Raw genomic sequence first — 22059 nt, 5'->3', positions numbered from 1 at the left:
ATAAATTATATTAAATTAATAGGGAGAGGTTATGCTTGACGCCACAGTTTTAATTATCGATGATGATGACGATATCCTGCTTAGTGCCCGTTTGTTTTTAAAGCAGCAGGTAAAGCAGGTAATTACCTGTAAATCGCCTAAAGAGATCAATGTTTTATTGAGCAAAAATGAAATTGATATCATCTTGCTGGATATGAACTATCAAAAAGGTGCTAGTGATGGTAGAGAAGGCCTTTATTGGCTAGAACATATTTTATCGGTTGATAAAGATTATGTAGTCATATTAATGACTGCTTTTGGTAATGTTGAATTGGCAGTAAAGGCGATTAAAAAAGGAGCTACCGATTTTATTCTTAAGCCCTGGGAAAATGAAAAGTTATTTGCCACCATTTCTTCGGCATCTAAACTCCGCGAATCGACCAAAAAGGTAAAAAAACTAGAAAAAATACATTCATCGCTCCAAAAAGATCTTACCCGTGGTTTCGAGAATATTGTTGGGCAGGCCGATGGAATAAAACAGTTACAGGCCACTTTACTAAAAGTTGCCCCAACAGATGCCAATGTGCTTATTCTGGGTGAAAACGGAACAGGAAAACAAGTTTTTGCTTATGAAATTCATGGTAATTCGCAAAGGAAAAACCAGGTGTTTATGCATGTTGATTTAGGTTCGTTAAACGAAAATTTATTTGAAAGCGAATTATTCGGTTATGCTAAAGGTGCTTTTACCGATGCCAAAGAAGATAAACCCGGTCGCTTTGAATTGGCCGATGGAGGGACGATCTTTTTAGACGAGATTGGAAATTTAACATTACCGCTTCAGGCTAAACTCTTAAGCGTTTTGCAAAACCGTACAGTTACCCGTTTAGGTGAAAGTAAAGAACGTAAGGTGAATGTCCGTTTAATAACGGCCACCAATATGCCCTTGAATGAAATGGTATCTAAAAATACATTTAGGCAAGATTTACTGTTCCGCATTAACACTGTTGAGCTTTTATTGCCGGCCTTACGTAAACGTGGAACAGATATTCTACTTTTGGCCAATCATTTTATGCAGGTTTTTAGCTCGAAATACCATAAAGACATGCGAAAACTGAGTAATAAGGCCCAAGAAGCACTTTTACAGTATAAATGGCCGGGAAATGTGCGCGAGTTACAGCACGTTTTAGAAAGAGCCGTTATTATGAGCGATGGGGCTGATATTGCAGAAGAAGATCTGCAGTTAAGTCCGCAGCGCTACGCACAGAACAACGCCATACCAGATGAAATGGCGCTTGAGGATATGGAAAAAATGATGGTGCAGAAAGCAATTGATAAACACAAAGGAAATATATCAAAAGCCGCAGCAGAACTCGGTTTAACACGGGCTGCACTGTACAGAAGAATCGAGAAATTTGGAATCTAAGAGAGGTGAACGGTATAAGGTTTAAGGCGTAAGGTTAATCACCAAACAAAACCTTAAACCATATACCTCAAACCCTAAACCTTAATTATGTTTTATCAACGTTTTACTTTCCGTTTAATATTTCGCCTGCTGATTATCAATCTGCTGGGCTATCTCCTATTTTACTTGATTAAAAATACGCAGCTTTGGTTTACCATCATTGGCTTAGCTTTAATTTTATTGGGTATGGTTATTTCCCTTTATTACTATATCAATCAGATCCGATCAGATATCAACCGTTTCATTTTAGCCGTTAAAACGAGAGATCATACCCTGAACTTTAAGAACAAAGTAACTAAAGGCAGTTTCCCTGAGTTATATGAATCCTTTAGCGATATTTTACTGGTACATAAACAGATCAGATTGGAACAGGAAGCGATGTTTCAGCTGATTAAAACCATTTTGGAGCAGGTTCCCGTTGGTGTAATCGTGGTAAATAATACCAATCAGGAAGAGAATGAAGAGGTTGCATTTTTTAATCAGGCCGCTTCAAATCTCTTAGGCATCCCGGCGTATAAGTATTGGCACAGGGTAAAGCAACACCTCCCTACCTTTGCAGCAGAAATAGAGCAGATCTTATCGGGTGGAAAAAGGTTTCTGGAATTGAAGATCCAGGATAAACTGATTCAATTATCTACCGAAGTTATTCCATTAAATCTTTACGGAAACAATTATACCATTATCAGTTTCCAAAACATTAAAGACGAAATTGAGCAAAAAGAAACGGAAGCATGGAATAGGTTGATTGGTGTAATCTCACACGAGATCTTAAACTCAATTACCCCCATAAGTTCATTATCGGATACGATCAACCGGATGGTAACCGATAAAAAGAACCTCACAGAAGATGAAATGGACGATCTGAAAACAGCTCTTCAAACCATACAAAGAAGATCTTCTGGTCTATTAGATTTTGTAAAGGATTATCGCCTAATTGCCGAGCTGCCTACGCCAAACCTCGAATCGCATACCATTGGCGAAATACTGAAACACATTAAGGTATTGATGCAGCCATTTGCCAAAGTTAAAAATGTGGTACTGGATGTAGAACAAACCTCTTCAAAAATCACCATTCAGCTCGACCTAAAATTAGTTGAACAAGTGCTGATCAACCTCATTACCAATAGTATTTATGCTGTAGAGAACAGAGAACACCCATACATCAACGTAAATTACCGGTTAGAAAACACCAAACTATATATTGATGTTACCGATAACGGAAAAGGCATAGATGCCAGTGATCTCGAAAAGATTTTTGTTCCATTTTACACCACCCGGAAAAATGGATCAGGAATAGGGTTAACCATTAGCCGCAACATTATGAAAATGCACAGAGGCAGCATAGAAGTTGTTTCAATGCCAGATAATGGCACCACTTTTTCTTTGGTATTTAATTACGTTTAATCATTTGAATGTTTTTTTGACCTAAAAAATCAAACAAAACCAGTTTGATATGCTTTTAATGATGTGGATACATCAAATACAAGCATGAAGACAGTTATAATATCGAACAGACTACCCGTTAAAATCATCGAAGAAAACAACGAATACACCCTTATTCCAAGTGAGGGCGGCCTTGCCACCGGATTAGGAGACGTTTATAAATCAGGCAATTCCATTTGGATCGGCTGGCCCGGCATAGAAGTGCCAGAAGAACGTCAGGAAGAAGTTACTCAAAAACTTGCAGCATTAAACCTTTACCCGGTTTACCTTACGCAAAGCGAAATCAATTTATATTACGAAGGCTTCTCGAACGAAGTATTATGGCCGGTATTTCATTACCTTGTTACCTACGCCCATTACGAACAAAATTATTGGGATTGCTATCAATCCGTTAATGAGAAATTTGCAAAAAGTGCCATGCAGGTACTTAACAGAAGAGATAAAATCTGGATTCAAGACTACCAGTTACTCCTTCTTCCAGGCATTTTAAGGGAAAAACTCCCAAATGCTACGATTGGTTTTTTCCAGCATATTCCTTTTCCATCATACGAAATATTCCGTTTAATCCCTTGGCGCGAAGAACTATTGAACGGCTTAATTGGTGCCGATTTAATCGGTTTCCATACTTTTGATGATGTTCGCCATTTTATTAGTACGGCAACACGTTTGCTCCCTGTAAACTCATCATCAAACATACTCAGCAGCAACGAAAGGCAAATTGTTGTGGAAGCTTTTCCAATGGGGATTGATTTCGATAAATTTTCAGGTTTAACGGCAACTGAGCAAGTGCAACAACAGATCGACTATTTTAGAACAGGAAAAGAAGATATGAAAGTAATCTTGTCCATCGATCGGCTCGATTACAGCAAAGGCATATTGGAAAGATTAAAGGCTTTAGAATTATTGCTCCAGCACCATCCTGAATACATCGGCAAAATTGAGCTTTTTATGATTGTTGTGCCTTCCAGGGATATGGTACCAAGATATAGCGAACTCAGAGATCAGATTGATCAGTTTGTTGGAAATTTAAATGCAAGGTACCGTTCAATGAACTGGATTCCGGTAAATTATTTTTACCGCTCCTTCCCTATTGAAGTGCTATCGGCCCTTTACTCCACAGCAGATATCTGTTTGGTTACGCCTATGCGCGATGGAATGAATTTGGTAAGTAAAGAATATGTGGCCAGCAGGAACAATAATGATGGTGTATTGATTTTAAGTGAAATGGCGGGAGCTTCCAAAGAATTAACCGATGCCATAATCGTAAATCCTAATAACATTGGTGATATTATGGAGGCTATTGTAGCAGCGCTTAAAATGTCGCCATCAGAACAACAAATGCGTATGAAAGCCATGCGTGCAATTGTACAAAAATTCAATGTTAAACATTGGGTTAACAATTTTATTTTAAGATTAAACGAAGTGAAAGATTCTCAAAAATCGTTATTAACAAAACATGCAGTAAATGCTATTAATGAAGTGATCGTAACTAAATATGCGCAAACACAAGATCGTGTGCTATTTTTAGATTATGATGGTACCCTTGTAGATTTTACCGGAAATATTGACGATGCTTCGCCAGATGCCGAATTGTACGATTTGATTGAGAACCTAACACTTGATAAGGCAAATAAAGTTGTAATTATTAGTGGCAGACGAAATGAAACCCTCGAAAAGTGGTTTGGACACCTAAAGGTAGATCTGATTGCAGAACATGGTGCCTGGCAAAAATCGTTCGAAGATAAATGGAACAGCCTGCCACTTTTAACCGACCAGTGGAAACAAGAAATAAAAACGCTATTGGAAACTTATACAGACCGTACCCCAGGATCGTTTATTGAAGAAAAAAGTTACTCACTGGTTTGGCATTATCGGAAAGCAGAAGAAGGACTTGGCGATTTAAGGGCCAATGAAATTATCAGCCATATGAAAATTTTAGCTGCAGATAAAGGCCTGCAACTTATGCCAGGCAATAAGGTAATTGAGTTTAAAAATATGGAGGTTAACAAAGGCAAGGCTGCCCTAAACTGGTTGTACGATAAAAAACCTGATTTTATTTTGGCCCTTGGCGATGACCATACCGATGAAGATATTTTCAAGGCATTACCAGATGATGCTTTTACCATTAAAGTTGGCAACAACATTTCGGAAGCAAAATATTACCTAAATGATTTTAATGAAGTGCGAAAACTACTTTGGAGCTTAGTAAAAGAGGCGTTTGTGACGCGGGGTTAATACCAATCAACATTTTCACTAAATGAATCGTCATTGCGAGAAGGCTTTTTCAGCCGACGAAGCAATGACGGCTTTCTATTATAAATTTAATGCCAAGGTCTGTGTCCCCACAGACCTTTTTAAATTAAGTTAGCGGCTATACCCTAATATAGATGTCATCCTGAGCCTGTCGAAGGATCTGCTTAAGTGCTTCTCAAAGTGTTTCGACAAGCTCTCCGTAGGAGTCCTTTGGACAACATGACAAATCCACATGGAATCACAATTTATGACATAACCCCTCTTGGTGCCAAGGTCTGTGTCCCCACAGACCTTTTTAAATTAAGATAGAGTTGTACCATAAAATAGATTGTCGTCCTGAGCCTGTCGAAGGGCCTGCTTAAGTGACTGTTAAAGCGTTTCGACAAGCTCTCCGTAGGAGTCCTTTGGACAACGTGGCAAACCTATATGGAATCACAATTTATGATACAACCTCCTCGAAATATATATCTGCAATCAACTTGCTCCCTTACAAAAATATCGGCCTATCCAGTTTAATTGCAATGCGATAAGCTGCATTCATTAAACCTACATGACTATACGCCTGGGGGAAATTACCCCATTGACTACCTGTTTTAGCATCAACATCCTCACTGAACAAAAGAAGGTGATTACAATATTTAATAATATTTTCGAATTCTTTAATCGCTTCATCCGTACGGCCAACACAGGCCAAAGCCTCCACATACCAAAAAGCACAGATTAAAAATGTTGTTTTTGGCTTACCGAAATCGTCAGCATGTAAGTAACGGTAAAATAGTCCATCTTCCGTTTTCAACTCCTTTTCTAAAGCGATTAAATGATCTTTCGCCCGATCTGAAGCCGGATCCAAATAATTCATCATAATCAACTGTAAAGTACTGGCATCTAAATGCGGGCTTCCTACTGCATTGGTATACACTTTTCTTTCCGGATCGTAGCAGGCTTCTATATATGCTGCAGCCTTATCGATTAAAATCTCCGCACGTTTTTCGAAATCCTCGTTACCAATAGTTTTAGCCATTTTTAAAGCAGCCTGTGCTCCTGCCCATTGAAATAGATTACTATAACAATGTACATTGGCGATATTCCTGAATTCCCAAATTCCGGCATCCTTTTCATCAATTGTCCGTTCAATTTTAGAAAGCACACTTTCAATCCACTTTACCGAATCGCTACGTTCGGAAAAAACAAACCGGTGATCGGTATAAAGTGGTAACATCGAAATCAATACCTGACCGTAAATATCATTCTGAATGTGTTCATAGGCCTGGTTTCCTATTCTAATGGGTTGCTCTCCTTTGTAACCTTCCAGATGATTTAATGTATGCTCGGTAATTTCCCTTTCTCCTGCAATACCATACAAGGGTTGATAGCGTGTATCTTCAGCATGCGAAATATCAGAGAGGTAATTAAAATACTTCTCCATTTCTTCAAAGTGACCGATATGGTTAAGTGAAGTTAACACATAATGCGAATCTCTTAACCAGCAGTATCTATAATCCCAGTTTCGGGTACTGCCCGGCGATTCTGGTAAACTAGTGGTACTGGCTGCTATAATTGCACCTGTATCTTCGTATTGATGAATTTTGAGCACCAAGGCCGATCGGATTACAAAAGGTTGGTAAAAACCTGCTATTGAAGAATGTTTAATCCATAATCGCCAGTAAGCAACGGTTTCCCGCAAAAAATTTTCAGCTGTACTTACTACCGGGGCCTCTAAATTTTGGCCATAAGTCATAATAAGGTATTTAGCTTCATTCAGTACAAATGCCTTTTCGTCAAAAATATAAGTAAGCGATACATTGGTACTTAAGCGGATATTTTCATCACAACCCAAATAATCAATATGATTACTGCCCCTACTCGACTTCATTTTACCTTTCCCATAATCGCACACCGGCTCGCATTTGATGGTGATGCGCGGGTTCCCTGCCAAAGGTTCGATCTTTCTGATGAGCATTAACGGTTTAAAATAGCGATCGTATAAATGGAAACGTGGTGCGAAATCTGTAATCCGGTATTTTCCATCTTCGGCAGTAATCTCTGTTCTTAAAACATTGGTATTTTCGATGTAATATTGAGTAGAAGTGAACTCGCCCTGTGGCAGGATTGAAAATTCACCTCCTTTTTTCTCATCCAACAAACTGCCAAATACAAAAGGACTATCGAAACGGGGCCAGCAAAGCCAGGATATATCAGTGTTTTTATTTACGTGTGCAATGAAAGCGCAATTTCCTATAATTCCTGTTTGATAAAGATGCTGTTCGGCCATAGACTATAATTTTGTTTATTTACTAACAAGCCGATCGGAAAAATGTTAGGGAGAAATGTCAAAAAGCCGTTAGAACGGTTAAGAGCTTAGTTTTTTTGGAAATGTAAGGTCCTGTTTCGATCGCTTACTGAAGTCCTGCTATCGCTGCAAGTCCTCGCTCATTCTTCGCTCCGGGCTTTCTGCTTTATCAGGTTTATTTAGCAAAGACTTCCGAAGTTTCAAAGGGCCATAATGCAGGCTAAATCGGAAGTCTGATGATACGCCATAAATCCGCGTTAGGGATTGTAAGGGTTTAGTACCGATCCTTCATCGGTACCGGAGCAAAGCGCAGCCCTGAAAAGCCCGCCCCTTGCGCAGCTTGGGTAACGCCCAAATCAGTTTGCAGTTTTCAGTTAGTAGTTTTTAAAACGGTTTATTTTTTAAAACCTGAGCGGTTTGATAAAAGGTTCTTCACTATGCTTAGAATGACAATCAGGCAATAAAAAAACCAGCCCCGAAAAATCGCGACTGGCCTAGTTAATGAATAATGATTATCTTAAATTACTGTTCCACTAGGTACAACAGCACCTTTTTTAATTACCACGATACCATCTTTAACGGCATAAAGTTCAAAGTCTCCATCTTCCAAATGATCGCCGCCATTAATTTTTACATCATTGCCAATGCGGCAGTTTTTATCGATGATGGCATTATTAATAAAACAACGGTCGCCAATCCCTATTAACGAATTTCCCTTGCTCGTTTCATCCTGTATCTCTTCTAAGGTTTGGTACCTATCGCTGCCCATAATGTAAGCATTGGTAATAACCGTATCCTTTCCAATCCTTGATCTGATCCCCAAAACAGCATGTTCTACTTTGCTCGCCTGAATAATACAGCCTTCGGCAATAATCGTTTTATCCAAAGTGGTACCCGAAATTTTTGAAGGAGGCAGCATCCGCGCCCTGGTAAAAATAGCATGGTTGCTATCGAACATATTAAATTTAGGAATTTCATCCGTTAGGCCTAAATTGGCTTCAAAGAAAGATGAAATATTTCCAATATCAGTCCAATAGCCTTCATACTGAAAGCTTAAAACCCTACTCTGAGAAATTGCTCTGGGCAGAATCTCTTTGCCAAAATCCTTTTCTTCTTCGTTCTCATTTAAGATATTGATCAGGTACTCGCGGTTGAAAACGTAGATACCCATCGAAGCCAAGAAATTACGTCCTTCGTCCTGCATTTCTGCACCAGTATCCGAAACCCAGTCTTCTAAACCGCTTTTAGGCTTTTCGATAAAAGAGGTGATCATGTTTTCATCATCGGCCTTTAAAATACCAAAATCGGTTGCATCTTTTGCCGTTACCGGAATAGTGGCAATGGTAATTTCGGCATTGGCTTCGATATGTTTTTCGATCATATCCTTAAAGTCCATCTGGTACAATTGATCGCCGGATAAAATCAAAATGTAATCAAATTCGTGCGAAACAATGTGGTGCATACACTGACGAACAGCATCTGCAGTCCCCTGGAACCAACCTGAGTTTTGTACAGTTTGTTCAGCAGCCAAAATATCAACAAAGGCTGTACTAAAATGGCTAAAGTGATACGTGTTTTTAATGTGTTTGTTTAGCGATGCTGAATTAAACTGGGTTAACACAAACATTCGATGAATTCCAGAATTTAAGCAATTCGAAATCGGAATATCTACCAATCGGTATTTACCAGCAATTGGAACTGCCGGTTTAGAACGTGTTTGTGTTAGTGGCGATAATCTAGAGCCCTGGCCACCGCCAAGGATAACGCCTAAAACTTTGTCAGTCATGTTTAAGCTTATTTTAATATTTGGTATAATTCTATATAATTTAATGCTGCGTTATCCCACGAATGGTCTATCTTCATCATTGTTTTTCTCACTGCTTTAAAAGCCTTTTTATCGTTATATAACTCAACAGCACGGTTAATGGCATGAGTAACATCCCAAATACTCGTTTGATCGTGGCAAATCCCAAAACCTCCGTCGCCTATATCTATTACGGTATCCTTCAATCCACCAATCCGGCGCACAATAGGAACAGTTCCATACCTTAACGCATAAAGCTGATTTAAACCACAAGGTTCCACTCTCGATGGCATGATCAGGAAATCTGCACCAGCATACATTTCGTGCGAAACCTGCTCATTATAACCAATGTAAGCATTGTATTTACCAATAAAAATGTCTTTCAGTTGATTTAACCGGCCTTCCACCCAATTATCGCCTGATCCTAAAACCAGGATATTGATGTTGTCGCCATGCTGTTGTAAAGCTGTGTAAAAAATATCGGGCAATAAATCGGCACCTTTTTCATCAACCAATCTACCGATAAAAGTAAATAGTGGTTTAGACGGATCTAATTGAAAAACATCACAGAGGGCTGTTTTGTTTGCCAGTTTACCAGTTTCAACTGTTTTTAAATTGTAACCTTTGCTCAGCATCGGGTCCGTTTCAGGATTCCAAACCTCACTATCTATTCCGTTTAGTATCCCTACCGATTTCCAACGCTCTTGTCTTAACAAACTTTCTAATCCACGGGCATTGTTCATCATCTCGTCCAGGTAACTTGGCGAAACCGTAGTTACTTTCCAGGCACATTTAATGGCCGATGCTAAAGGGTTAATGGCATCTTCCCAACCCAGTAAACCACCTTTCCACAAATCGAATGCTGGTATATAATATAATTTTTCCCAGCCAAACTGACCTTGGTATTGCGCATTGTGAATGGTTAAAACCGTCGGGACACCGCTAATTGCTTTATATTTTACGCAATTTGAAACCATAAACGGAATTAAACCCGTATGGTGATCGTGGCAATGAAGCACATCCGGACGATGCTCCCATTGTACAATCCAATCAAGTGTAGCAATCTGGAAAGCCACAAATCTTTCTGTATCGTCGCTATAACCATATACATTTGGGCGGTCGGTTAAGCCCTGAATATGGATCACGTATAAATCAAAGCCTAATTTATTGGTTTTTTCTTTTAAAATGCGGTACTGAAAGTGGTGATTACCGTAGTTTGCCCATGCATCGTAAGTTACTTCAAATTCGCTTTCGCGAATAAATTTAGTATCGTATGCAGGAACAACCACCTTGGCAATGTGGCCTAATTTATTTTGATATTTTGGTAGGGCCCCTACTACATCGGCTAAACCACCAACCTTTGCAACTGGGTAACACTCGGCGCTTATATGTATAATTTCCATCAAATATTTGGTGTAGATAACCCAAGTAAGTTACTAATTGTTTTGAGTTTTGCAAATAATGAAAATTATATTTTTAGTTAATTGTTTTAAAGGAAAAATCGTCATCTCGACTGGAGCAAAGCGGAATGTTCCAAAGGAACTCCTTCGGAGGAGAGATCTAATTCATATAAATTTACTTAAGCTTTTTTATTAGAAAGTGAATGGTTTGGCACCTAGTGGCGGGCTACAGTCCTTCTTTCCGTTATAAGTCCTCATTTCAGCGATAGTCATCTTAAATCTGCGGGAGGATACTGCCTATAGTTTCCCGCTGATTTCCCAGATATACGCAGAGGTTTTTGAAAGTGAATGGTTCAGTTCTTTGTGGCGGGCTACAGTCCTGCTTTCCGTTATAAGTCCTCACTGCGCTCCGGGCTTACCGCTGCAATCAGGCTTAAAAACAAAGTTGGCTCCAACCAAAGCTCAAATTCTATCTGTGGTAATCATCTTAAATCTGCGGGAGAATACACTAAATCGCTTCCCGCTGATTTCGCAGATATGCGCAGCGTTTTTTTTTAAAATAAAAAAACCGCTTAAATCCTTAAGCGGTTTTTAACAACAAAACAAATATATTTTTGGTTTAAAAATATCTTAGTACTCTTCGGCGATAATTTCGTAAAAATCGCGGATTGGCTGAAACTGTGGGTGTAATGAAACCACATCTCCAAAAACCAATAAAGCCGGGGCAGTTATTCTTTTATCTTCAACAATTTCAGCAATCGTATCAACAATACCCACTGCAATTTTTTCTTCTGGTGTAGAGCCATTTTGGATTACGGCTACTGGCAAAAGGTTTTTATTTTCTGCCTGAAATATGGCTGCAATTTCTTTTACTTTTTCAATTCCGTTTAAAACAACAATAGTTGCTTTCGTTTTTGCTGCGATATATAAATCTTCAGAGATTTCGCCCTTTGAGTTTGTTCCTGTTACTGCCCAAAAACTTTCACTCAAATCTTTATAGATCATCGGGATCTTTTGCAAACTTGGCGCACCGGTTGCACTCGAAATACCTGGAATAATTTCGGTGGGGATGCTGTACGACTCTGCAGCATCTATTTCTTCGTATCCTTTTGCGAAGAAAAACGGATCGCCACTTTTTAAACGTACCACGTGACCGTAGTTTAAAGCGTAATCAACAATCAATTTGTTAACCGCATCCTGAGAAAACGATTCATCATCTGAACGTTTGCCCACATAAACTTTCGGTATACCATCTGGCGCATGACACAATAAAGCCTCGTTCACATTTGCATCATATAAAACAACATCAGCTGTTTTTAATGCTTTAACACCTTTTAAACTAAATAAATCCGGGTCGCCAGGACCTGCACCTATTAAAGTAATTCTTGGTTCAATGTTCGCTTTTTCTACTTTATTCAAAATCATAACAGATAATTTAAGCTCGTTATACGTTTGTTAATGATACAAATATATAAAGTCTATGGGAATTGTAGTAATTTATTTTAAAATAATTTTATTTAGCTTTTTAGCGGGTGTTGATTTAGGGAATTTTTGGGTGTTAATGAAAGATTTATTCTATAGGGAATGTACGCGTTTTTGAATCACCAACATGGAATTGGTTGTCATTCTGAACGCAGTGTTCCAAAGGAACTCCTTCGGAGAAGAATCTTTATAGTGAAACACAGGATCTATATTAAAAGATCCTTCGACTCCGCTCCCCACAGGAGTCCTTTGAACAGGATGACAAATTGAACGAATAATTTCATGTATCTCCATTACAAAAACTAACCAAGAGTCTTAGCGAGACGCTAAGACCAGTAGGTAAATCAAGTTTTACTTACAATCCACCCCTTGAAAAATAAACTTCCCAGCCTCGAAATTAATGGGTTTACCTTTAACAAAATAAGATCTGCCAAGTGTGGTTTCTATTTGCCCCACCCCCATAATTAGTTTTCCATCTTTCTTTAAAAAGGCCAATGGATTGGTGTAAACTTTTAAGGTATCTTCGCCAGTTTTAAAGCGGTAATCTACAAATAAGGTATCGCCATTAAATTTTCCGTCTATGGTACCATTATTATGCGGTTTCTCGGCATAATTAACCAATAATGAACCCGTAACTTTACCTGAGGCCAGTATTTTCACATTCATAGCTGCACTGTCTTTTTCAAAACCTGCTGCATAACAGTTCTCACTGACCAAAGAATCGGTTTTAGTTTTAGTGCCAGTAGCTGTTTTATTATTTTGGGTACAGGCATAGGCAAAAGGGATTGCAGCCAAAACGAGGTAAAGGATATTTCTTTTCATGGTAATTGTGATTTATTGTTTTCTACTCAATATACAAATACGATGATGATTTTCCATCATTTCCATAATGAAAATTTACATCAATATACTATTTTCGGGTGTTAGTACAGGAGGCAGATCAGTTTCATCCAGCATATCCCTCATATCAATTTCTATCGTCCGCGAGATATTGGTAATGGGCACATCATTGGCACTTCCTTCAAAAGGATTTGTAGAACTTTCGCCAACAATATCCAAAGAGTTAAAAACCCAGGTGAGTAAAATCGCAAATGGAACGTTTAACCAAATGGAATACCCCTCAATCAAAGTACCATTACCCAATTTGTTAAATTCGTTTAAAAGGCGTGCATAGTTTTTGGTTTATTCGGAATATTATCTGAGGGATTTAAACTAAGATATAAAAATTTAAAGCGCCTATATTAAAATGTTTAAAAAAATCGTCAAACGAAAAACGGGGCTACCTATCTGGCGCCCCGCTGAAATTGCTTTCACTTTAGATTAAAAACCTAAAGTCTTCATTATTATATTTGGTTGTGGTTCTCTACTGTAAGATTTTCAGGATTGTATGATTTCAGGATCAATAAGCTGAAATAAAGATCTCATCGTTTCACAATTTTTATCATCCATTTTTCCACCATTAAGGAATTAAGAAGATTAAGATTTTATCTATATTCCTTGAAGCTTTCGCTATTGGTCATTGATCAATTTACATTATCCATTTTACATTTTATTCTACTGCTGCCCTGAACATTAAAGCGCCAACGGTTAAATTTGTACGCGTATCGACCAAAATAGCTGAACCGTTTGCCCGGTTATCATCGTATAAATCGAATGCTAAAGCATCAGCGGTTTTAATAATCACCCGACCGATATCATTCAATTTAAATTCGTCAGCAGCATGTTTTTCAAGTGTATTGATGTCAACTTTGTGCAGAATCTCGCTGATTTTACAACGCGTAATTTTACTATTGTGCTGAATATTATACATGATAGAAGTATCTAACGCACGGCCATCCATCCAGCAAAGGTCTGCTTCAATCAGTTTCGATTCCTGTGGCAATGCCGAAGCATTTACAATGGTATCGCCACGGCTAATGTCTACATCATCTTTCAAGTGAATAATTACCGACTGGCCAGCGTGAGCTGCATCTGGTGTCTGATCAAAAAATTCAATTTTTTCGACGGTAGAACTCGCACCACTAGGCAATACGGTAACTTTATCATTTAAGTTAAAGGTGCCACTTAATACCCTACCTGCATAACCACGGTAATCGTGTAATTCTTCTGTTTGTGGACGTATTACCCACTGCACCGGCATACGGGCTAATTGCGATTTATCTAAATTATCGGTATCTACCTTTTCTAAGAAATGTAACAAACTCTCGCCTTCGTACCAATCCATGTTACCTGAATTTTGCACAATATTATCGCCTTTTAAGGCACTAACCGGAATATAGGTTACATCAGCAAGCTTTAATTGCTGCGCCAAAACCTTGTATTTTTCTATAATTGCACTATAAACGGTTTCGCTATAGTCAACCATATCCATTTTGTTGATACAAACCACTACATGTTTGATACCCAATAACGAAACAATATACGAGTGGCGGATGGTCTGTTCTACCACGCCGTTACGGGCATCGATTAAGATAATGGCCAGGTTGGCTGTAGAAGCACCTGTAACCATATTTCTTGTATATTGAATGTGACCAGGCGTGTCGGCAATAATAAATTTGCGTTTTTCGGTCTGAAAGTATTTATAAGCTACGTCAATGGTAATACCTTGCTCGCGCTCTGCTCTTAAACCATCGGTTAAAATGGCTAAATCTATTGTTCCGTCATCATTTTTACGGTTAGAGCTCTGTAAAGCTTCTAATTGATCGGCCAAAATAGAATCTGTATCGTATAACAAACGGCCGATTAAGGTACTTTTACCATCATCTACACTGCCTGCTGTGAAAAATTTTAATATGTTCATTTTATTGTAGTATTAAGACATAAGTATTAAGTAATTAGTATCAAGTATCAAGACGGTTATTAATCTTGCTACTCGATACTTTAATCTTGATACTCCTTTAAAAATATCCCCCCTTTTTTCTGTCTTCCATTGCGGCTTCAGAAACTTTATCATCCATACGGGCACCACGCTCTGAAATTTTAGAAGCGCTGATTTCAGCAATAATATCATCAATCAAAGTGGCATCCGATTCTACCGCAGCAGTACAAGACATATCGCCCACCGTACGGAAACGAACTTGTTTGCGTTCCACCACATCTTCACCATCCATATTTAAAAATGGCGAAGCAGCCATCAGCTGTCCATTTCTGGTAATACAATCGCGTTCGTGCGAGAAATAAATACTTGGAAGATCTATTTTCTCTCTGCGGATATAATTCCAAACATCAAGCTCCGTCCAGTTACTGATCGGGAACACACGGATATTTTCTCCTTTGTGGATTTTACCGTTGTAAATATTCCAAAGTTCAGGACGTTGGCGTTTTGGGTCCCATTGGCCAAATTCATCACGAACAGAGAAAATACGTTCTTTAGCCCTTGCTTTTTCTTCATCTCTACGCGCACCACCGATGCAAGCATCAAACTGGTATTTTGCAATGGTATCAAGCAAGGTTACGGTCTGCAAAGCATTTCTACTGGCATTTTTACCGGTTTGCTCTACAACTTTACCTTGATCTATTGATTCTTGCACAGAACCGATGATTAATTTTTCGCCAATCCGCTCTACCATCTGATCGCGGTAAGTGATGGTTTCTTCAAAATTATGGCCTGTATCAATATGTACTAATGGAAAAGGAAATTTCCCCGGACGGAAAGCTTTTTCTGCCAAACGAACTAAAGTAATTGAATCTTTTCCACCCGAAAATAATAAGGCTGGTTTTTCAAACTGACCTGCTACTTCACGTAAAATGTGAATGGCCTCGGCCTCTAGTTCATCTAAATAATCAAAATTATATGTACTCATTTGAATTGTTGGAATGTTTAAATGTTGAATGATGGAATGTTAAATCGTTCAATTATTCAACTTGTTATATTTGTTGTTGTTATTGTTGTTAAAAATGTTTGGAAGGTTTGAATGTTGGGATATTCCAACGTTTCATTGAATAAGGATATAAACCTTCTATCTTTTAGCCTTCAGCCTTATACCTTAAGTAGCATGTAAACCGCATTCTTTTTTACTTTGGTCTTCCCACCACCATCTTCCGGCCCTAAAATCTTCGCCTGGCTGTACTGCTCTTGTACATGGGGCGCAACCTATACTCGGGAAACCTTTATTGTGCAGGGTATTGTAAACAATGTTGTTTTCTTTAATGTATGCTTTCACATCATCTAAAGTCCAATCGAAAATAGGGTGGAATTTAACCAATTGGTTACCTTCGTCCCATTCTAAATCGTGCATATCTTCACGGTTGGCACTTTGATCGGCCCTGATTCCTGTTACCCATATCTCATTACCTTTTAATGCTCTTTTTAAAGGTTCGATTTTACGGATGTAACAGCACTCTTTCCTATTCTCTACCGACTCGTAGAAGCTGCTCGGGCCTTTTGTATTTACCATATCCTGTAACAGCTCATTTTGTGGATAATAGGCATGAATGGGTTTGTTATAAATTTCCAGGGTTCGGTTCCAAACGTAATAAGTTTCTGGGAACAAACGTCCGGTTTCTAAAGTAAAAACCTTAATTGGAATATTATTTGAAAAAATTAAATGCGTAATCGCTTGGTCTTCCCAACCAAAACTGGTCGAAAATATAATACGACCGGCATATTTATCTGCTAAAAATTTCAGTTTATCAATTGTATTTAAACCTGCCAGTGCTGCTTTTATCTCCTCTAGGTTCTCCATCACTATATTAATTTTAAAATAAACATAATTATACTGCGCAAACTCACAATCATCACAATAATCCCTACGGCAACCATAATGGTTTTTGCAGAAATTTTGTTCGATACTTTTGCGGCTATTGGTGATGCGATTGCACTACCGATAATCAAGCCCACAACAGCTTCCCAGTGTTTGCCACCTAACATGGTGAAAAATGTAAGCGAACTTAAGGTGGCAATAAAAAAGCGGCTGATTTTTACGGTACCTAAAGAAAACAATGGATGCCTGCCACCTGCAATTAAGCTTGATAATACGATTGAACCCCAGCCACCGCCAAAGGCAGCATCGATAAAACCACCAACAAAGCCCAATAAACCAATTTTTTTAATTTTTTGATCGGCTTTTTTTCTCTTCACATTGAAAGCTTTCATTAAAATGACTCCGCCTAAAAACAAGGTATAAACCGCCACGATAGGCTTAACATAAGCACTATAATGTTCTAATGAAGAAAGAATATAGGCACCTAAAACTGCACCGATTATAGCAGGAATGATTAAAATTTTGAATAATTTCCAGTTTACGTTACCCATACGGTAATGCATCCAACCTGCAATTCCATTGCTCATTACCTCAGAAATGTGGATGGCCATACTTGCCGATGCAGGAGGTAAACCCATTGCTAATGAGAACGATGCAGTAGTAACACCATACGACATGCCAATTGCACCATCAATTAATGCGAATAAAAACCCAGCACCTAAAAACCAATAGAATAAAGGATCAATATTGATCAGGAAACGCTGAAATTCTGGCTCGGTATTCCACAAAGAAAACCCGATAGCACCAATTAGTAAAACTGAGGCCGCCCAGATTAACCACTTAATATTTTGTTCGGCAAAACTTTTTTTAGGGTTAATTAAACTTTGGGTAACCTTATTTAGTTTTTTAACCTTTGCCGAAAAATCGCCATTTAAAGTTTGACGTAAAGCACTCATATTCTGTAGCGTTTCATCAAGCTCCGCAGGCAAACCTTCATTTAAAATCTGTTTTAAACGTTTGGCTATCGTTGGCGATTTGCCGTTTGTAGAAATGGCAATCTTTAAATCGCCTTTTTGAACAATTGACCCCAGATAGAAATCGCAAAGTTCTGGCTTATCAGCCACGTTGATCAACAGGCCACGCTCATGCGTCACCTTTCTAATCTCTTCATTTAAAATATTGTTATTGGTTGCCGCGAAAACGATGTCAATGTCATTCAGATCATCTACATCGAAACTTTTCTGTTTAACTTTTATCAGCGGATAATTTGCGATAAGCGCATAAACTTCTGGTGATACTAGCTCTGCAACAATCGTAATGGTAGCACTATGGCTATTATTTACGATCGCAGTTAATTTCTCGAGCCCAATATTTCCTGCACCAATTAATAATGTACGCAGCTTGTTCAGCTTTACAAAAACTGGAAAGAGCTGGTTACCTTTTTCTTCTTCAGAAAAAGATGCTGCATTATCAGGTTGGTTAGGCAATACTTGCATATTGTTTAATTAATTTCTTAAATGATGGATGTAATGATACAACTTCTCCAAAAATTAATAAAGCAGGTGCTTTAATATTTTCTTGTTGCACTAAACCTTCTATGGTTTCAACCACGCCAACAACCAATCTTTCATCTTCTGCCGATCCGTTCTGAACCACAGCGGTTGGTAAATGGTGTTTACCTGCAGCTTTAAAAATCTCTACAATTTTAGGTAATTTTTTAAGTCCCATAAGTACCACTACAGTCGCATTAGATTGTGCAGCCTGGTAAATATCTGCTGAAACTTCTCCAGAAGTGGTTGTTCCGGTAATTACCCAAAAGCTTTCGCTCATGCCGCGGTGTGTAACCGGAATCTGCTGCAAGCCTGGTACACCGATAGAACTCGAAATACCCGGGATTACGCTTACCGGAATGCTATAAGACGCAGCATAATCCAACTCTTCGTATCCCCTGCCAAAAACAAAAGGATCGCCACCTTTTAAACGCACTACGTGGCCGTAGTTTAAGGCATAATCAATCATTAATTTATTAATGGTATCCTGAGGATAAGAATGCTCACCTGAACGTTTTCCTACATAAACCTTAATGGCTTCTGCCGGAGCATGCTCCAATAAAGCTTCATTGGTTAAGGCATCGTACAAAACCACATCAGCAGTTTGCAACGCTTTAACCCCTTTCAATGTCAATAAATCAGGATCTCCAGGACCTGCACCTAAAAGGGTTATTTTTGATTCTTTATTTTGATTAACCATGTTTCTTTTTAATTATTGAATTTTGAACGACTGGATGAAGAGTTGTTTGGCGCATGGCGTTTAGCGTCTGCCGTGCTCAAATCTCATATCTATTGTCTCAAATCTCATTTCGCTAATACGGCCCTTTTTTCCTTAATCTGATTTAAAAATTGTTTTGCTTCTTCAAAATATTTCTGTGCAAACTCAGCTGTTGGTTCGTTTTTGTTAATCTGTAACACCAGGTCAGAGAAATTGGTCGATAAATTAAATTCTCCAGTTTCTACGTAATGGTTATCAAATTCGCGGATCACACCTACCTGTGTGCTGCTGTTTACACCTTTATCTAACAGTAAAGATTTTGCAGCGCTTACAAAAGTGCTATAAGTATGATAAATGGCATCGGCATAAGCAGCTTTCTCCAGGTTTTGTTTCGCCCAATCAAATTTTTCATCGGCCTCCAACAACAAGGTAGCTACCAAATCAATTACAACACCAGCACACTCTCCTACACCAATTGCAGTTACAAATTCTTCTACATGTCCCCAATCTACAAATTCTTCTGTTTTAAGGTTAGTTAAATCGGCCAGCGGTTTTAGCAACTGATAAAAATGGTCTTTACCTTTTCTATCATAATATTGGTGAAAGTTCTCATCCTCCAGGTTATTGGCTTTAAAATCATTTAAAATGAAGTGTAAAACACTTGTAGCCCTTTTAGAAGGCACTTTAATTACACGTTCTGCTACTCTACCCACGCCATTACCTACAGTTCCACCACCTAACATCACTTGAACTGCCGGAACAACTTTTCCTTCAGCCTTTACCGAACTTCCGTGGAAACCAATCTCAGCTAAGCCATGTTGACCGCAAGAGTTCATACATCCACTGATTTTGATCTTGATGTTTTTCTCGTAGATAAACTCAGGGAAATCAGTATAAATTACCTCTTCCAACACTTCGGCCAGAGTCATTGAGTTCGAAATACCCAAATTACAGGTATCGGTACCAGGGCAAGTGGTAATATCAGCTAAACTATCAAAACCTGCCGTAGTAAAACCAATTTTATTTAAAGCGGCATATAATGAAGGTAATGCCTCTTTACGAACAAACTTTAGCAGCAAGCCCTGGTTTTGGGTAATCCTGATTTCATCAGCCACATATAATCTGATGGCATCAACAAAAGCCCTTGCTTTATCTGTTTTGATATCGCCCACCTGAACTTTTACATAAACGCCATAAAACCCAGCTTGTTTCTGTTCAATTACGTTAGTGGCTAACCAATGTTTGTAATGGGCTTCGTTTAATATTTCTACCGCAGGATATTCTTGCGCTAAAGGTAAAGTTGGCTGAGGTACAGTATTAATATCTATTTTAAAGGTTTTTACTTTATTGGCAATACGCTCTTCGGCAACCAAACGTAAAACTTCTTCTAAACCTAATTTTTGAACCAGGTATTTTAAACGTGCTTTGTTACGGTTGGTACGTTCGCCATAACGGTCGAACACACGAAGAACAGATTCTGTAAACGGAATCAATTGATCTTCAGGCAAAAATTCGTGTACCGCATTGGCCAAAAATGGCTGTGCACCTAAACCACCGGCAAACAAAACTTTAAATCCGCGCTCGCCCTTTTCGTTAATTTTAGGAATAAAACCTAAATCGTGAATGTAGCTAAAGGCAGTATCTCTATCGCTCGAAGAAAATGAAATTTTAATCTTTCTACCCATTTCCTGACAGATCGGGTTACGCAAAAAGTACGCAAATACCGCTTGGGCATAAGGCGAAACATCAAAAAGTTCTTCAGCATCGATTCCAGAATTTGGAGATGCCGTTACGTTACGTACCGTATTTCCACAAGCCTCGCGAAGCGTAATATCATCCTGCTCTAATTTAGCCCAAAGCTCTGGAGTACGGTCTAAACTCACATAGTGAATCTGAATATCCTGACGGGTGGTTAAGTGTAAATTTCCACTTCCATACTCATCAGCAATATCTGCAATACGTAACAACTGCTTAAAAGTTACCTTACCAAAAGGCAATTTAATGCGCACCATTTGTACGCCAGGTTGTCTTTGACCGTAAACACCGCGTGCTAAACGGAGGCTTCTAAACTTTTCGTCGTGGATGGTTCCATCTCTAAAAGCTTTAATCTTATTCTCTAAATCGATAATGTCCTGCTCGACAATCGGATTTTCGAGTTCTGTTCTGAAACTTTGCATATGTGTTGTTAGCTTTATTCTAAAAATGCTTCCCTGTTACCGAGAAGCATTCCATATTTTATACTTAAAATTATCTGTAGGCTCCTATTATTGCGTTTTACAACAGCACATCATTTGCATAGTAATTAACTTGTTAGGTATAAAATTGAAATTCATACGCCAAATATATAAAGTATATAGGAATAGTCGTAATTTATTATGAAAAAATTTACGATATCCTGTTAAAACCACCTAAAGTCGTCATTTCGAGGGATAATTTATTGTATAAAAATCAATATGAATGACGCATATCTTTTTTCGCCCATAGGCTCATTCTTGCCTCGGCTCGCCGCCGCCGAAGGGCTCTTTCTTTTTGGCATCAAAAAGAAACAAAAAATGCCGGCTGAAAATTTTTCTTTTGAAGGCAGTTGTGCGGCCAGAACAGTGCAGCCCGAAAAATTTGTTAGGCCGGATTTAAGTAGAACGGGGATACGGTGGTGCGGCCTAGCTGGGCGGAAACACAAAATCGGTTAAAATGCTGATTAATAGTAGCTTACAAAATAACGTCAATGGTAGCGGAGTGTAACGCAGTCGAGAAATCTACAATGTTAAATCACTTAATCCAACGGGACTAAAAACCGCCAATTGATAACTGGCAACTGAAAATTGCCAACTGCTAACTGATTTGGGCGTTACCTAAGCTGCGCAAAGGTCGGGCTTTGCAGGGCTGCGCTGTGCTCCGGTACCGATAAAGGATCGGTACTAAACCCTTACATTCCCTAACGCGGATCGAGTAGGAAGATAGGGATTATTTCCCTA

At 38.6% G+C, this 22059-nt stretch carries 16 protein-coding genes; 4 read left to right on the top strand and 12 right to left on the bottom strand.

Going from position 1 to position 22059, the window contains the following annotated elements; genetic code table 11:
* Nucleotides 1–31: 31 nt before the first annotated feature.
* The 3 genes from AW17_RS05175 (at nt 32) to AW17_RS05165 (ending at nt 5119) form a co-directional block, all read left to right on the top strand.
* A complete protein-coding gene (locus tag AW17_RS05175) occupies nt 32–1402 on the top strand; it encodes a sigma-54-dependent transcriptional regulator (protein WP_029275059.1) in 1371 nt (456 codons plus the stop codon).
* 87 nt (nt 1403–1489) lie between these two features.
* The gene (locus AW17_RS05170) at nt 1490–2845 is read left to right on the top strand and encodes a sensor histidine kinase (RefSeq protein WP_029275058.1); all 1356 of its coding nucleotides are present in this window, start codon (nt 1490–1492) and stop codon (nt 2843–2845) included.
* 84 nt (nt 2846–2929) lie between these two features.
* On the top strand, nt 2930–5119 hold the full coding sequence (locus tag AW17_RS05165; protein WP_029275057.1) for a bifunctional alpha,alpha-trehalose-phosphate synthase (UDP-forming)/trehalose-phosphatase: 2190 nt from the start codon (nt 2930–2932) through the stop codon (nt 5117–5119).
* 505 nt (nt 5120–5624) lie between these two features.
* Here the strand turns inward: AW17_RS05165 and AW17_RS05160 are convergent.
* The 12 genes from AW17_RS05160 to AW17_RS05100 all read right to left on the bottom strand — a co-directional run bounded on the left by AW17_RS05160 (nt 5625) and on the right by AW17_RS05100 (nt 21261).
* A complete protein-coding gene (locus AW17_RS05160; protein WP_029275056.1) occupies nt 5625–7409 on the bottom strand; it encodes a glycoside hydrolase family 15 protein in 1785 nt (594 codons plus the stop codon).
* A gap of 535 nt (nt 7410–7944) precedes the next feature.
* Nucleotides 7945–9213, bottom strand: a complete 1269-nt coding sequence (locus tag AW17_RS05155; protein WP_029275055.1) for a glucose-1-phosphate adenylyltransferase — start codon at nt 9211–9213, stop codon at nt 7945–7947.
* A gap of 8 nt (nt 9214–9221) precedes the next feature.
* A complete protein-coding gene (locus AW17_RS05150; protein WP_029275054.1) occupies nt 9222–10634 on the bottom strand; it encodes a glycogen synthase in 1413 nt (470 codons plus the stop codon).
* Between the two features lie 627 nt (nt 10635–11261).
* Nucleotides 11262–12056, bottom strand: a complete 795-nt coding sequence (gene cobA / locus AW17_RS05140) for a uroporphyrinogen-III C-methyltransferase (RefSeq protein WP_029275052.1) — start codon at nt 12054–12056, stop codon at nt 11262–11264.
* Nucleotides 12057–12464: 408 nt separating this feature from the next.
* Nucleotides 12465–12935, bottom strand: a complete 471-nt coding sequence (locus AW17_RS05135; protein ID WP_029275051.1) for a hypothetical protein — start codon at nt 12933–12935, stop codon at nt 12465–12467.
* A 75-nt stretch (nt 12936–13010) separates the two neighbouring features.
* On the bottom strand, nt 13011–13256 hold the full coding sequence (locus AW17_RS05130; protein WP_029275050.1) for a bestrophin family protein: 246 nt from the start codon (nt 13254–13256) through the stop codon (nt 13011–13013).
* A gap of 406 nt (nt 13257–13662) precedes the next feature.
* Entirely contained in the window at nt 13663–14913 is a 1251-nt protein-coding gene (locus tag AW17_RS05125; RefSeq protein WP_029275049.1) for a sulfate adenylyltransferase subunit 1, read from the bottom strand.
* Nucleotides 14914–15010: 97 nt separating this feature from the next.
* Complete coding sequence (gene cysD, locus AW17_RS05120; RefSeq protein ID WP_029275048.1) at nt 15011–15916, bottom strand: sulfate adenylyltransferase subunit CysD; 906 nt, start codon at nt 15914–15916, stop codon at nt 15011–15013.
* Nucleotides 15917–16099: 183 nt separating this feature from the next.
* On the bottom strand, nt 16100–16798 hold the full coding sequence (locus AW17_RS05115) for a phosphoadenylyl-sulfate reductase (RefSeq protein WP_029275047.1): 699 nt from the start codon (nt 16796–16798) through the stop codon (nt 16100–16102).
* Nucleotides 16799–16800: 2 nt separating this feature from the next.
* Nucleotides 16801–18312, bottom strand: coding sequence for a TSUP family transporter (locus tag AW17_RS05110; RefSeq protein WP_029275046.1), 1512 nt, complete (start codon nt 18310–18312; stop codon nt 16801–16803).
* The gene (gene cobA / locus AW17_RS05105; protein WP_029275045.1) at nt 18296–19066 is read right to left on the bottom strand and encodes a uroporphyrinogen-III C-methyltransferase; all 771 of its coding nucleotides are present in this window, start codon (nt 19064–19066) and stop codon (nt 18296–18298) included. The genes AW17_RS05110 and cobA (AW17_RS05105) overlap by 17 nt, the downstream gene beginning before the upstream one ends.
* A 104-nt stretch (nt 19067–19170) precedes the next feature.
* Entirely contained in the window at nt 19171–21261 is a 2091-nt protein-coding gene (locus tag AW17_RS05100) for a HEPN domain-containing protein (protein WP_029275044.1), read from the bottom strand.
* A gap of 276 nt (nt 21262–21537) precedes the next feature.
* Between AW17_RS05100 and AW17_RS05095 the strand changes: the two genes are divergently transcribed.
* Complete coding sequence (locus tag AW17_RS05095) at nt 21538–21774, top strand: hypothetical protein (protein WP_029275043.1); 237 nt, start codon at nt 21538–21540, stop codon at nt 21772–21774.
* Nucleotides 21775–22059: the final 285 nt, after the last annotated feature.

This window comes from Pedobacter borealis DSM 19626, from assembly GCF_000708285.2.
Taxonomy (GTDB): Bacteria; Bacteroidota; Bacteroidia; order Sphingobacteriales; family Sphingobacteriaceae; genus Pedobacter; species Pedobacter borealis.
Note: the sequence above shows the minus strand (reverse complement) of the source record. Positions and strands in the feature narration are given on the sequence as shown.